Source organism: Rhodococcus sp. IEGM 1366 (genome assembly GCF_033142425.1).
Classification (GTDB): domain Bacteria; phylum Actinomycetota; class Actinomycetes; order Mycobacteriales; family Mycobacteriaceae; genus Rhodococcus_F; species Rhodococcus_F globerula.
The window spans coordinates 423,997-437,568 of record NZ_JAWLRZ010000001.1 but is presented as its reverse complement, the minus strand read 5'-3'; the positions used below and the strand labels follow the sequence as shown (position 1 = coordinate 437,568).

Annotated in this window: 10 protein-coding genes and 1 pseudogene; 2 read left to right on the top strand and 9 right to left on the bottom strand. The window is 60.5% G+C overall.

Annotation, left to right across the window (positions count from 1 at the left end; translation table 11 throughout):
- Position 1 precedes the first annotated feature (1 nt).
- The 5 genes from R4P64_RS02160 to R4P64_RS02140 form a co-directional block, all read right to left on the bottom strand.
- On the bottom strand, positions 2-1,747 hold the full coding sequence (locus R4P64_RS02160; protein ID WP_092804749.1) for an N-acyl-D-amino-acid deacylase family protein: 1,746 nt from the start codon (positions 1,745-1,747) through the stop codon (positions 2-4).
- Entirely contained in the window at positions 1,744-3,363 is a 1,620-nt protein-coding gene (locus R4P64_RS02155; protein ID WP_411742637.1) for a class I adenylate-forming enzyme family protein, read from the bottom strand. Before R4P64_RS02155 ends, R4P64_RS02160 begins: the two co-directional genes overlap by 4 nt.
- A 61-nt stretch (positions 3,364-3,424) precedes the next feature.
- The gene (locus tag R4P64_RS02150; protein WP_317819072.1) at positions 3,425-4,465 is read right to left on the bottom strand and encodes an NAD(P)-dependent alcohol dehydrogenase; all 1,041 of its coding nucleotides are present in this window, start codon (positions 4,463-4,465) and stop codon (positions 3,425-3,427) included.
- Positions 4,462-5,616: an EstA family serine hydrolase gene (locus tag R4P64_RS02145; protein ID WP_045065627.1), complete on the bottom strand. Its 1,155-nt coding sequence runs from the start codon at positions 5,614-5,616 to the stop codon at positions 4,462-4,464. Before R4P64_RS02145 ends, R4P64_RS02150 begins: the two co-directional genes overlap by 4 nt.
- The gene (locus R4P64_RS02140; protein ID WP_141486865.1) at positions 5,613-7,001 is read right to left on the bottom strand and encodes a flavin-containing monooxygenase; all 1,389 of its coding nucleotides are present in this window, start codon (positions 6,999-7,001) and stop codon (positions 5,613-5,615) included. Before R4P64_RS02140 ends, R4P64_RS02145 begins: the two co-directional genes overlap by 4 nt.
- Positions 7,002-7,176: 175 nt before the next feature.
- Here R4P64_RS02140 and R4P64_RS02135 point away from each other — a divergent pair, with 175 nt between their 5' ends.
- Positions 7,177-7,824, top strand: coding sequence for a helix-turn-helix domain-containing protein (locus R4P64_RS02135; RefSeq protein ID WP_317819071.1), 648 nt, complete (start codon positions 7,177-7,179; stop codon positions 7,822-7,824).
- A 109-nt stretch (positions 7,825-7,933) separates the two neighbouring features.
- Here the strand turns inward: R4P64_RS02135 and R4P64_RS02130 are convergent, their stop codons facing one another.
- Positions 7,934-9,109 carry a helix-turn-helix transcriptional regulator gene (locus tag R4P64_RS02130; RefSeq protein WP_317819069.1) on the bottom strand — a complete coding sequence of 392 codons (1,176 nt, stop codon included), beginning with the start codon at positions 9,107-9,109 and terminating at the stop codon, positions 7,934-7,936.
- Positions 9,110-9,403: 294 nt separating this feature from the next.
- Between R4P64_RS02130 and R4P64_RS02125 the strand changes: the two genes are divergently transcribed.
- Complete coding sequence (locus tag R4P64_RS02125; RefSeq protein ID WP_317819068.1) at positions 9,404-10,834, top strand: FAD-dependent oxidoreductase; 1,431 nt, start codon at positions 9,404-9,406, stop codon at positions 10,832-10,834.
- A 199-nt stretch (positions 10,835-11,033) separates the two neighbouring features.
- Here the strand turns inward: R4P64_RS02125 and R4P64_RS02120 are convergent.
- The 3 genes and pseudogenes from R4P64_RS02120 to R4P64_RS02110 all read right to left on the bottom strand — a co-directional run.
- Positions 11,034-11,300 (bottom strand): annotated as a pseudogene (locus R4P64_RS02120) (sulfite reductase subunit alpha); the annotation flags it as partial.
- Positions 11,301-11,512: 212 nt separating this feature from the next.
- Positions 11,513-12,556: a ParB/Srx family N-terminal domain-containing protein gene (locus R4P64_RS02115; RefSeq protein ID WP_317819067.1), complete on the bottom strand. Its 1,044-nt coding sequence runs from the start codon at positions 12,554-12,556 to the stop codon at positions 11,513-11,515.
- 150 nt (positions 12,557-12,706) lie between these two features.
- The gene (locus tag R4P64_RS02110) at positions 12,707-13,567 is read right to left on the bottom strand and encodes a 3-hydroxyacyl-CoA dehydrogenase (RefSeq protein ID WP_317819066.1); all 861 of its coding nucleotides are present in this window, start codon (positions 13,565-13,567) and stop codon (positions 12,707-12,709) included.
- Positions 13,568-13,572 lie beyond the last annotated feature (5 nt).

The following is a 13,572-nucleotide window of genomic DNA, read 5'->3' as shown; positions in this document are numbered from 1 at the left end:
GTTAATGGGCACCTGCTTTCAAGAATTTTCCGGTTCGGCGGTTGCCGAGGACCGGTGCTGCTTCACCCTCGCCGAATACGTACTCGCCGCCGACGAATACGGCGGTTACGGTCTCGTCGTTACGATTGACCATGCGAGAGAGGTTGTCGTACTCCACAACCGGACTCTCGGCGTAAGCCTCGAGCGAATCGTCGAGATGAGCGGGATCGATAACGACAAGGTCGGCGCGGTCACCCAATCGAAGGTGCCCCGCATCGACGTCGTACCACTCGGCAAGTTCGCCGGTGAGACGATGTACTGCTGCCTCGACCGTCATGAAGGGCCGGCCGATCTTCTGGGCGTCGTACACGCGGCGAAGTAGTCGTAGGCCGAAGTTGTAGAACGCCATGTTGCGCAAATGTGCTCCGGCGTCCGAGAATCCGAGTTGTACGCCGTTGTCCTGAGCGAACTTGTCCAGTATCTCGGGGCGGTGGTTGGAAATGGTTGTGCGCCAACGAACCTTGGTTCCGTGCTCGAGCACCAGATCCAGGAACGCGTCGACCGGGTGGATGCTGCCGCGCTCGACACCGACCTGACCGAAGGTCTTGCCTACCAGGGAATCATCGGGGCAGGACACGATTTCGGCATCGAAGAAGTCTCGGTGCCACACCTTGACGCCGAACTTCTGGTCGTAGTCCTTGCGGAATTGTCGACGGTACTCCTCGCTCTGCATCAGAACGTTGCGTTCCATCTCGTCGGTCAGATGCAGTGCCGCAGCACCGGATCCGAACTCCTCGAAGACAACCAGATCGATTCCGTCGGCATACACCTCGAAGGGCACAGGCAGATGCTGCCAGCGCAGGTCACCGCCGAGTCGATTGACCAGATGCGCCAGCGGCCCGAGAATCGCCACGGCAAACTTGTTCGACTTGATGTCTGCTGCCGAGAGCATGCTCGTCTTGAGTCGCTTACGCCACAGACCCACACTGGTGAACGCCATCGCGCCGGTGCTCACTGGATTGGTGGGGTCTGGTCCGGCCTGAAATACCCGTCCCCGGCGACGCAGGATCGCGTTGAGTCGGCGTCGTTCCTTCGTGGTGGCATACGTCGACGGCAGGGTGCGTGAGCGGCAGGTTTCACCGTCGAGTTTGTCGAACAGCAGTTGCTGGCCGGACATTCCGACGAAGCCGGCGTCAAGTGCCTCGGTCAAATGCGCTTCCATCGACGCGAGTTCGGCATCACTGGGATGCACGTCCTTCCGCGTTGCACGGTCCAACCCCATTTCGGCAGCTCGCATGTCGGAGTGTCCGATGAAGGCTGCGACATTGGGGCCCAACGGAAGTGACTCGAGTGCGGCGATGTACTCGCGCGCGGAGTTCCAGGTCTTGGCCCTCGTGAGTGCTTCGACGACGTGTTTGCGTGGGATTGCTTCGACGCGTCCGAAGAGATCGCCTGCATCGGACGGGCTGGCGTGAATGGTAGACAGGGAACACGATCCGACAAAGATCGACGTGACCCCGTGCCGCAGGGATTCGCTCAGCGCCGGCCCTTCCAGGATCTCGACGTCGTAGTGCGTGTGAATGTCGACGATTCCCGGGATCACCCACTTTCGCCGGGCGTCGATGACTCGGGGGCAATCGGTTTCGTCGAGGGGGTCGAGCGAGATAGCGGTGACTCGCCCGTCCCGGATTCCCAGGTTGCGGATTGCCGGTTTGGCTCCGGTGCCGTCGAACCACAATCCGTTGTTGATCACGGCGTCGTAGGTCATGCGATAACCACCTTTGCGCGTATGGTTTTTCCGGTTGCGTTGCGGGGCAGAGGAGTTGTGCTCAGTTGCCACTTCACCGGCACCTTGAAGTAAGCGAGTCGTTCGGCGACATAGCTGCGTAGTTCCTCTTCCGTCGCGGCGCCTTCGTCACGCAGAACGACGACGGCAGCAACTTCCTGGCCCAGGTCTGCCGAATCGAAGCCGATCACGGCGCATTCGAGCACAGCGGGATGCTCGTCGAGGCACTGTTCGATCTCTAGGGGATAGATGTTTTCGCCGCCGCGCAGGATCAGGTCGGATCTGCGCCCGGTGAGTCGAAGGCGACCGTCTTCGAGAACTCCGAAGTCGCCGGTCCTGAGCCAGCGGTCGGGGGCGATGGCAGCCGCAGTGGCCGCCTCGTCGTTCCAATATCCCAACATCACATAGGGACTACGCGCACAGATTTCACCTTCCTCCCCGTCGGGAACCGCAACACCGAAGGGGTCGCGAACCTCCACGCTCACACCGATGATCGGCCGGCCGAGAGTTCCGGGAAATGCAGCAAGTTCCGGGGGCGTCGCAACCGAAATTCCGGTCGAGGATTCGGTGAGTCCGTAACTGTCCACCAGAGCGTGCTGCGCAAAAGGCAGTTGTGCCCGTAGGCGTTCCTGCAAGGCCGGAGACGACGGCGCTGAAGCCAATGCAAACGCGCTCAGTGACGTCAGGTCGTACTTCTCGAGATTGCCGTGCTCGAGCAGACGGCTCGCCATGGTGGGGACGACTGCCCAGTTGGTGACCTTCTCGCGCTCGACGAGAGAGAGAACTTCGTCGACGTCGAAGGCGCCCTGATGAATGACCACGGCGCCGCCCGTGGCCAGTCGAGGGACCGCCAGGTTGTGCAGGCTTGCGATGTGGAACAGCGGCGCGGTCAGCAGATAGCGTAAGTCGCTCGGTCGCCCATCGGTGGGTTGCCCGGTGAACGCCGCAGCGAGGCGGTCGCTGTAGCGGTGGTAATCGATGACTGCCAACACGTTTCGGTGGGTGTGAACGGCCCCCTTGGGGCGTCCGCTGGTTCCACTCGTGTACAGGATGACGGCCGGATCGTCCTCGTCGACCGTGGTACGGGGAAGCGGTGATCCGGAGAACTTCTCGATCAGGGCCGGCAAATCCTCTTCCATGGTGAGCACCGGAATATCGGTGCCCAACCCGGAAAGAATGTGCGCGCGCTTGGCATCGGCGATCACCACGGTCGGTGTGGTGTGTTCGATGCCGTACTCCACCTCACGTGCCACCCACCACGAGTTGAAACCGACGGCGATGGCTCCGAGCGCCTGGGCTGCCCAGAATGTGATCACCCATTCCGGTGTGTTGGCGGCAAGAATGCCCACACGATCGCCCTTGCCGACGCCGTACTGTTCGCGCAGCGCAGTGGCTAGAGCGGCAGCGGCCGCACCATGTTCGAGGTAGCTGAAGCGTCGGTCCTTGGTCACCAGGTAGTCGCGTGAACCGTAGTCGACAGACGCTGCGAGTACGTCTCCCAGCGACTTGTCACGGTTCTTCATGACGGGCATCGAACTACCGAGAACGTCTTCGACGCCCATTTCGAAAGGCCCACCGGGGCCGGTCAGGCCTGCCATGACGGACGCGATGTATGCCTGTGTATCAGCGGGAGTGGTCACGTGAAGCACCTTTCGAGAATTAGGGTACGAGCACTGCGCGTCCGGTGACCTTGCCGTGCTCGAGACGATCGAGTGCGTCGCGGGCATCAGCGAGGTCGAAGCGGGCCACTTCTACCGTTACCAGACCGGCCTGCGCCAGGGCGATGGAATCGACGAGGTCGTTTCTGGTGCCGCCATACGACTTCCGGACCGATGCACCCCACGGCCAGCCCGGTCCGCCGGCGGCTTCGGCAGTGATTCCGGGGTTTCCGCCTCCGAGACCTACCATGCGATACGCGCCGTTCGGCGCAACCGCTTGAACGGACATCTGTGCAGTTGCGTCGATACCGACGAAGTCGAAGATGACTTCTGCGCCTCTGGCCGACGTGAGGTCGAGGATGTGCTGCGCGGTGTCCGGTCCCGATTCGAGCGTGATGTCGGCGCCGCAACGTTTGGCGAGATCGAGTTGATCCTGTCCGACGTCGACGGCGATGATGCGCACGGCACTGATTGCCCGAAGTATCTGTACTGCAACGTGACCGAGTCCGCCGACGCCGATCACCACAGCGGTGGCGCCGGGCTGCAGATGCTCACGAGCGCCACGGATGGCGTGGTAGCTGGTCAGCGCTGCGTCGGCGAGCGGTGCGGCCTGGAGAAAGTCGAGATCTCCGATGGGGACAAAGGAGCGGGCCGGGATTTTCACGTACTCGGCCATACCACCTTCGGGACCGAGCCCGGGACAGGGAGGCATTGCGGTTCGTCCGGCAGCGAGGCACATGTTCTCGTTGCCGCTCATGCATTCTCGGCACTGTCCACAGGACCAGCACAGGTAGACGACGCCACGCTCTCCGACGGAACGGCCGTCGACGCCACTCCCGACGGCTTCGATCGTTCCGGCAATTTCGTGGCCGATTGTCAGCGGTTCTTCGCGCATCTTGTACGGGAAGTGCAGGAGGTGCAGATCGGAGTGGCAGATTCCCGCTGCGCCAACCCGAATCAGCAGTTCCGATGGACCGATCTCGGGGATCGGCACGTCGTTGATCTCGAGGAGACCAGGCCCCATGAGCTGAGCTGCCTTCATGAACTGACCTCGCTGATCTCGGAGTTGTATGCGGCGCTCAGGTAGGCGTTGCTGCGGTCGGACCCGATCAGGCCCGGTGCCATTTTGTTCATGACGTACGCGAAGGTCATCCGTCGGTCCAGATCATTGACGAGCATCGAGCCGCCGATGCCGGCCCACCAGCACGCGCGTCCGCCTGGAACGAGTGGTGCGGTATCCGGGTGCGGCAGTCCGTAGCCGATACCGAACTTGAGGGGAGTCATGATCCCGAGGTCGATGCCATCGGCTTGGACTTCGAAGATCAAGTCGATAGTGCTCTGCGAGAGCAACTTCTGGCCGTCGAGTTCACCGCCACACGAAATCAGAGATTGAACTCGTGCAATCGAACGTGCGTTTCCGTGGCCGTTGACCCCGCCGATTTCGGCTTCGCGCCAGGGTGCGGTATTGACCTCGGGGTAGTCGAGCAAGGGGCAGGTCAGGGTCTTGATGAAGATGCTGTCCTGGTCGAGCGTGGACAGATCGAATTCCAGCGCCGGCGGCGGAACAAGAGTTGCGATTCGGCCGAAATGCTCTGCGGACGTGCCGATGTGGAAGTCGGCGCCCAGCGGGCCGGCAAGCTCTTCGGCAAAGAACCTGCCAAGGGTCCGCCCGTCGATGCGTCGGATGACTTCGCTGATCAGATGTCCGTAGTTGATCGCGTGATAGCCCGACGCCGTACCTGGCGTCCACCACGGCGCCTGGGTGGCGAGGCGGGCGGTGGACGTCTCGAGGTCGTAGATATCCTTCAGTTCGATCGGGCGCTCCCAGCCCGAGACTCCCGACGTGTGCGACAGCAGGTGACGAACTTCGATGTCTTCCTTGCCGTTTGCCGCAAACTCGGGCCAGTAGTGGGCGACCTTCTGGTAGACGTCCAGTTGTCCGCGTTCGACAAGAAGCAACGCAGACAGTGCTGCCATGGTCTTGGTGATGGAGAAGGTGTTCACAATGGTGTCGGAACCCCAAGGAGTGGTGCGGGATTCGTCGGTGTATCCACCCCATATGTCCACGACGGATTCTCCGTCGACGGTGATGGCGATGGAGCCGCCCAGTTCCTCACCGGACGCCAGTTGCGCTTCGAAGGCGTTGTAGACGGCCTCGAACTCGCTGTTGCAGTGGCCATTTACCAGGCTCATATGCGATCCGCCTTCTCGAGCTCGTGCGCTGCGGCACGCGGCGCGACGGGGAGCTTGTTCCCCGAAGCCTCGGCGCGCTTGGTGCCCTTGGCGATTTCCTTGTTCATGTTGCGGACGTAGGGATCGAACTCGAGCTGAATGGTGTGGCGAGGAGACTTGTAATAGGGGGCTAGGAAGTACGCCTCGTCGGCCTTGGTGATCTCCTGCATTTCGCTGGGGGTTGGCAGTTGGTATTTACCGGTCAGGTAGGCCGCGACGAGCTTGCTCTGCTGTTCGGCGAAGTTGACGAGTGTCGGCATGGGCTGAGCCAGTCCCATGAAGAAGAGGTTGTCGATTCCGGGCTTCATCATTCGCTTGAAGAGCGGGAATCGATTGTCTTTGTCCGGCAGCAGATTCGGATCGCTGAAGAAGGGGAAGCTGATGTTGTAACCGGTTGCGCAGATGACTACGTCGACGTCCTCAGCTGTGCCGTCCGCGAAATGAACCTGCTTTCCGTCGAGTTTGGTGATCGCCGGCTTGAAGGTGATGTCGCCGGACCCGGCGCGTCCCAGGAACTCGCCACTGGCTGACGGATGGGCCTCGAAGGGGCGGTGGTCTGGCTTGGGCAGTCCGTAGCCCTCCATGGTTCCCAGGTTCTTTCCGAGGAATCGGCGACTGAGGAACAGACGCAGACCGCGGGGCATCCAGGGCGGGGTGATCAATTTGTCTCCGGGCACTCCGCCCAGGTATTTCGGCAACACCCACACGCCGCGGCGCGCCGAGACGATGAGTTTGTCAGCGAGGTATCGCTGCCCCAGTTCGGACGCAATGTCCAAGCCGGAGTTGCCCATTCCGACCACGACAACCTTCTTGCCGCGCATGTCGATCGGATCGAACGGGTCGTTGTAGCTGTGACTGTGCATCAGGACGCCGTCGAACTCGCCCGGGTAGTCCGGGATGTTGGGGTCCCAGTGGTGGCCGTTGCAGACCATCAGTACGTCGTAGGTGCGGACTTCGCCGTCTGAGCGCGTAATGGTCCAGAGTCCGTCTGCATCACGTTCTGCTGCAACAACACTGGTGTTGAAGATGATCGACTCGCGCAAGCCGAAATGTTCGACGTAGTCCTTGAAGTACTGGAAAAGTTCGGAGTGGTGCGGGAAATCGGGTAGGTCCGCGGAGACGGGAAAGTCCTCGAATGCCAATCGCCACTTGGAGGTGTCGATGTGCAGGCTCTGGTAGCAGGCCGACATGCCGTTGGGGTTCTTGTAGTACCAGTTTCCGCCGACCTCGTCGGATGCTTCGTAGCAGTCGAAGGGTATTCCGAATTCCTTCATTCGCTTGGCCGTCGTGATTCCGGTCGGTCCGGCGCCGATGATGCAGACTCTCGGCAAATTCGTGGGGCTCATACGCCATCGCTTTCTGTTCTGATCCGGGCATCGAGACGAAGAGTCAAAGCCCGGAAAGTGACTTGAGTCATAGTGCATCATTGGCTGACGTTGTGTCAATGAGTGACGCAATGTTGCTCGATGACGATGAGTCGGCGATTTGCCAGAGAGCGCAAAGTGAACGAAGGTAGTTGATGTGAGCACGGCAACGGATGGTCGAAAAGGCAAGCGGGGCACCCTGCGGGACGAGCAGAAGCGCGCGACGCGGGCCAAACTCGTGGACGCTGCTCGCATTTTGTTCGAAGAACGCGGGTACGCGGCAGTAACGGTCGACGACATCGCCTCGGCCGTCGGATGCAGTAGAGCCACGTTTTACGTGCATTTCCCCAGCAAGGTGGCGATGCTGAAGACCATCGGGGAAGCCGGTATGGCCGCCAGCGCGTTCACTTTCTACATTGATCTCGACCGTGTGCTCGACACACATTCGCGCGCGGAATTCACCGCGTGGTTGGAGCGCGCGTTCGACTGGTTCGACGAGAACAAGCGACTGCTGCCGGCATGGGACGAGGCGGTAGCACTCGAGCCGGAATTTCGGATCACTGCCCGTGACGGGATGACACAGCTGCCGAATGCGATGCCGAAATATCTCGAGCGGTGGCCGTCCGATCAGCGCGACGAGGCTCGGCTGCGCGTCGAACTGCTGGTCAGCCAACTCGAGCGCTTCTTCACCCGCTGGGCGGTTCAGGGAACCATCGACGTCACCCGGGTTCAGGCAGCGGAGGTCCTGACCGATATCTGGTTCCCAGCCTTGTTGCCGGGGGCGAAGAGCCGCGACGAGCAGTAGACGAGCAGTAGTGGCCTGTCGCTAGTTCGGGTCGATCTCCACTCTGATTGTGCCGGTGAGAAGTTCTCCGGCTGGGCTCGGCGCTTCTCGGCCTGGATCGGATTGTTCGTCACGGAAGCCGCCTGAAGCGGCCTTGAACATTCTCGTGAAGAGTTGGACCGGCGGACAGGAGAAGGTGCACAAGTTCGGCTTGGCGGTGCGTGCCGGTCTTGTCGAAGATGTGCTGAAGGTGGGTCCTGACTGTGGTGATCGAGACGGAGAAATTCTCGGCAATCAGCTCCATCCTGTCGCCCTGTGCTAGGCGCAGGGCGACTTCCGACTCGGTGCCGGTGAGTGCGTACAACTCGCGCAATGCGGTTGTGTCCAAATCGGTTTCGCGATCCGGGTCGTCGATCACGATGAGTGCGGCGGCTCGCGCTTCGCCCAGTCCGACCGTGCCGATTCCGGCGATGTCCGCGGCGAGAGGAACTACATGAACGGCATAGTCGCAGCGCCCGGAAAGGCGAGGGCAGGAAAGTGTGCCGCCGCGAGGAACCCGGTTATCGTGTGAGTCCGTCGCAAGGTACATGAGGTCTCGGAGTTTTCGATCGGTACGAGCGAGCGACGCTCCAATGGACCCATGCTGACCGAGATGTAGGCCGTCACCGGAAGCGAGGATTGTCTCAGCTCTGGAGTTGAGCCGCATAGTCCGACCATCCAGTCCGATGATCACGATACCGCGCTCGACCTGCTCGAGTGCGGTAGAGAGAGCGCATTCGCCCTGCTTGAGGTGTACGAGTTTCGCTTCGGTGTGAATCGCCTGTTGTAGGTGCGGAACCAACCGCCTGATCAGTCTGAGTCGATCAGGGGTTCCGAACGGCTCCGAGTCCCTGGATGCGGCAATCCCCAGCCACGCACTGGAATTGCCTCCGGTCAGACGGACGAACAGGCCATCGCCGAAGCGGTTGGGGCGGCACCAGTCGGCATAGAACTCCGTGTTCGTGTTGGGGAGGATCAGTTCGGTCCCCGTGTGGATATGGCCGATCGGAGACTTCTCCACGGCTTCTGCCACATAGTCGAGCCGACCGTAATAGGCGTTGTAGGTCGATAGCGCGGAAGGATCTTTACCTATCTGCTTTACCATCACGTCGGATTTCCGGTTGGTCGGTCCCGAGGTCAGCAGGCCGCAACCGACACCGTCGAAGGCTCGCACAAAATCGGCAAGCGTCGAATTCCAGTGTTCAGGATCGACGGCCGATGCGTAGATCGCGGCCACGAGCCGGGAGAATTCGTCAACTGTGATCATCGACCACCCCTGTGGGGTCAGGTGTGCGGCGTCGCGCGTGTCCATTCGATTATCGCGGATCTCATCTGTTTGCACGAGGACAAAGCCGACAGCGAGTGATGTGCTGGTGGTGGATCCCGAACCCGGATTCGATCACGATGCCCGACCGGGGGGCGCTGACAGATCAACCTGCGACCCGAAACTCCAAGGAGATCACGATCACTCTCCTGGTCGAGTCAGTCGAAACCGCTCCGCACACTCCGAGCTAGGCAGGTTGAAATGAATAGTCCAAGTCCAGCACTATCAGGGCCACTCATGGATCAGTGCGATGTTTGCATCGTCGGCGCCGGGATCGCGGGACTGAATGCTGCAGCGGTCGCTTCACAGTATCTATCGCGCGACCACAAGATCATTCTCATCGACCGACGCCACCGGCCCGGCGGGATGTGGAGCGACACCTACCCTTACATTCGGTTGCACCAGCCCCACCCACTGTTCACCGCCGGAAACATCAAGTGGACCTTGGGCCAAGAGAGATCGTATTTGGCGACCAAGCCCGAGGTTCTCGATCACTTCACGCATTGCCTCGACGTCATCAAGAAACGCGTTCAAGTCATCGAGTACTTCGGGTGGACAGTCGATTCCCACGCTGAGTCGGCGGATGGCAATCGCATCACTGCGCAATCGGAAACAGGACAACGCCTTGCGATCGCCGCAACGCGCGTCATCAAAGCGAATGGCTTCGGGGTCAACCCAAACGAACCGCTGCCGGTATCGAGTGAACAGATCCACTCTGTATCGCCGGATTTCTTCGACATCCGAAGCGAGGAGATGCATGCAAGCGATACGCCGATCTGGATCGTCGGCGGCGGAAAAACGGCAATGGATACCGCCTACGCAGCGGTAACCGAATACCCGGGCAGGGAAGTCAACGTCATCGCCGGGGCCGGAACGTACTTCATCAACAGGGACGACATGTTTCCCAACGGTGCCCGACGATTGTGGAAGGGAACGCTACCAACCCGCATGTTCAATGAGATCGCGCTTCGATTCGATGGCACAAACGAGGACGAGGTCAGGGACTGGTTTCAGGCAACCCACGGACTGGAACCGATCCAGCCATCACGACGATTCTTCAACGGACTGCTCTCGGAATCGGAGGCCGCGACGATCTCGTCCGGACTTAACACTGTCGACATGGAGTACTTTGACGACGCGATCGACCAGCCCGACGGACTCGAAATCCTATATCGCAGTGGAGAAACGAGGCTAATACAGCCCGGGAGCTGGCTGGTGAACTGCTCGGGTTATCTTCTCCGAACTGACACTGAATACGAACCCTATATTTCGACTTACGGTACGACATTGTCGATCAATACGCGGTCAGTGACGATTGGATTCTCATCGTTCGCCAGCTACTTTCTGACCCACCTGTTGTTCCTCGGCAAGCTCGACGAGACACCACTCTACGAGCTCGATGGTGAAGATCTGGCCCGCAAGTCCAGAGAGACCTTGATCTGGACAGCACTTACGCTTGGTCAGTACAACCTCAGCCTCATCTTCGACGCCGTCCCGAACAAGGTCTTCCTGAACTGCGGTCTCAACTTCGATCGTTGGTACCCCATTCCGCGCAGGATGCTTGAAACTCTCCGATTCATGCGGACGCATCACAATGACCGGGAACACCATCGGCAGACACTTGGCGCCGTTCGTGAGCGCTTTGACGTCAGATGCGGACCACTTTGATATCCGAGCACGTCGCAGTCGCGGTTCACCGATAGAACTTCGGGCGTCAGGATGCTGCAGAAATGCTGCTCATGACGTCCTCCCAGGCGTCCATGACCGCTGATTCGGTTGGGGGGGCGGTTCGTATCGCTTCGAAGGCAAGGCGATCAGAGGCCGGGTCTGGTAGGTGGTGTGGGAGCTGGACCCGTGGGTGTCGAACACCGTGCTCGGCGACCACCTCGCGCAACGCGTCGTCGATGTCCTTTGCCATCCGGGTGGCGTCGCCGCAGACGTACACGTGGGCGCCCTTTTCTAGCCAGGCAAACAACTCCCGGCCCTGCTCGCGCATACGAGTCTGGACGTAGATCTTCTCGGACTGATCACGCGAGAGGGCCAGATCCAGGCGCGTCAGTACGCCGTCGCGGGTCAGTCCGTTCAGTTCGTCCTCGTAGATGAAGTCACTCGACTGATGCTGATCACCGAAGAAGTACTCGAACAGCGCCCGCGCTGCGGGGGAGATGCCGCCTGCCTGGGAAAACGACACCTGGTTGCCCGGCAATGGTTCGTCTGGGCAGATATGACGGCATGTATCCGTCAGGGCAAGGCGTCGCTGCTTCGCTGAAGCGACACCCGAATGGGATCAGATTACTGAGTGAAGCCTTAGTCAAGCTTCATCGATGTGAAACTCATCGTTGCAGGTCAGAGGGTTGCTTTGTAGGCCAGTGAGTAGGCGATCTTGCCCGGCTTCTCATCCGAGTACGGCTTCGACAGCTTGGCGAACTCGCCCTTCGATTCCGCTTTCCCGTCATTCCAGGCGGTCAGTACGCCAAGATCGGTGGCGGTGAAACCGCTGTCGACGACGGCATTACCGGGCAATGCGGTCTGAGCCTGTGACACGGACTTGACGGTGCTGAGGTAGCTGTTGAGATCGCTGTTGTTCCAGCCGCTCAGATCGACCGGGGAGGCGTCGCGAACCCAGGCACCCCAGTAGAACTCCTGGAACGGGATCGAGCCGGGCGCAAAGCCGATGTCGCGGGCGAAGTACAGGAGGCTGCGGTACTTGTCGTCGGCGAAGTTGGCCAGGCCGACGCCCTTAGGCAATGACTGCACCGAAACCTGGTTGCCGTCGACGTCGCGTGTCCACACCCACTTGTTCTTCTCCATCTCGGCCCAGAATGCCGACTCGCTCAGGTTGCTGAGGTTGCCGAGCACTCGCAGTCGAACGTGCATGTCAGGGCCGCCGTCGGGCGTCTCGTAGAACGACGTGAGGGTGTGGTGTCCGTCGGTGAGGTAGAGCTCGCCGCGTGGCCCGACTACGACTGTCTTCATGGGCGCAATGCTCTCGGCGGTTTCCGAGCCGACCGGTTGTGCGCAGGTGAAGGATGCCGGATCCTTCAGTGATGATGTCTCCGAGGCTGTTTCGGCCTCAATTTGACCGTTGGCTTCGCACCAGTCGTCGAACTTCTTGTTGATCTCGTCTTTTCCGAGTGTGTATCGACCGAGTTTGTAGTACACCTCGTCGTATCCGAGGGAAGGCTGCGTGGCGTGTACGTCGCCGATGCGTACGTCGAGAAGGTCACCTTCCTGCGCACACAGGTACTCCGAACCGCCGGCCGAGCCGGAGAATGAACCAGTCGAAATACCGCCACACGCGAGCGGAGCGGCGACGGCGGGTGTGCCGGCCAATGTTCCGGCGCCGAGCAGCGCCAGCGTAGTGAGAGCCGAGATAGCGGAACGACGCATGTAGGAAAGTCTCCTGAGGATGTGGTACACGTGAAGAAGCTTGCGCCACAATCGCTCAGGAGTGTTTCGGGCATACTGCCAACAGACGACTGCGCGGTGGCCGCGACGTGAATTCACGTAGCGACCACCGCGCGGTCTGCTGGTAAGTGATCAGCTCTTGTAGTTGTAGAAGCCCTCGCCGACAGCGACGCCGAGCTTGCCTTCGTCGATGTAGTTCTTCTTGATGTAGTCAGCGAATTCGCGCTGCTTCTCGCCGCCCTGGGAGGAAATGTTGTAGACGGTGGTCAGCCCGACGACATCCATGATCTGGAAGGGCCCGAACGGGGCCCCGGTGCCGATACGCCAAGTCTTGTCGACCATGTCGGGATCGGCGATGCCGTCGATCAGCAGGTCGGATGCCGCGTTGAGGAGCGGGACCAGGAGCGAGTTGAGTACGTAGCCCGCCTTCTCCTTCTTGATTTCGATCGGCACCATGCCGATGTTCTTCGCGAATTCGACGACCTCTCGGTACACGGCGGGGTCGGTGGACTCGGTGCCCATGACCTCGGCAGTGTTGTTGACCCACACGTGATTTGCGAAGTGCAGAGCCAGGAACTTCCCGGGACGACCAGTGAAATCCTTGAGATCGCTCGGCAGGAGCGTCGAGGAGTTGGTCGCAAACACCGTGTGTTCCGGAGCTACTGCAGCGAGCTTCTCGTACGTATCGCGCTTGATGCCGATGTCTTCAGGAATTGCCTCGATGACCAGATCGGCCTTGGCCACGGCTTCGGCGAGATCGTGCGAGTACGTAATACGTTGCAGCGCTTCGTCAGCCTTGCCTTCGGCAGCGCCCTTGACGTTCTCCGCCTTGTAGGCGGCGGCCAACGATGCAAACCGGGCCTTGGCCTTGTCGATGACCTCCGCATTGATGTCGTACGCGACCACGTCGAATCCGTGGTACGCGGTCTGATAGGCGATCTGCGAGCCGAGAACCCCGGTACCCAGAACGGTGATCTGCTTCAGTTCAGACATTGTGA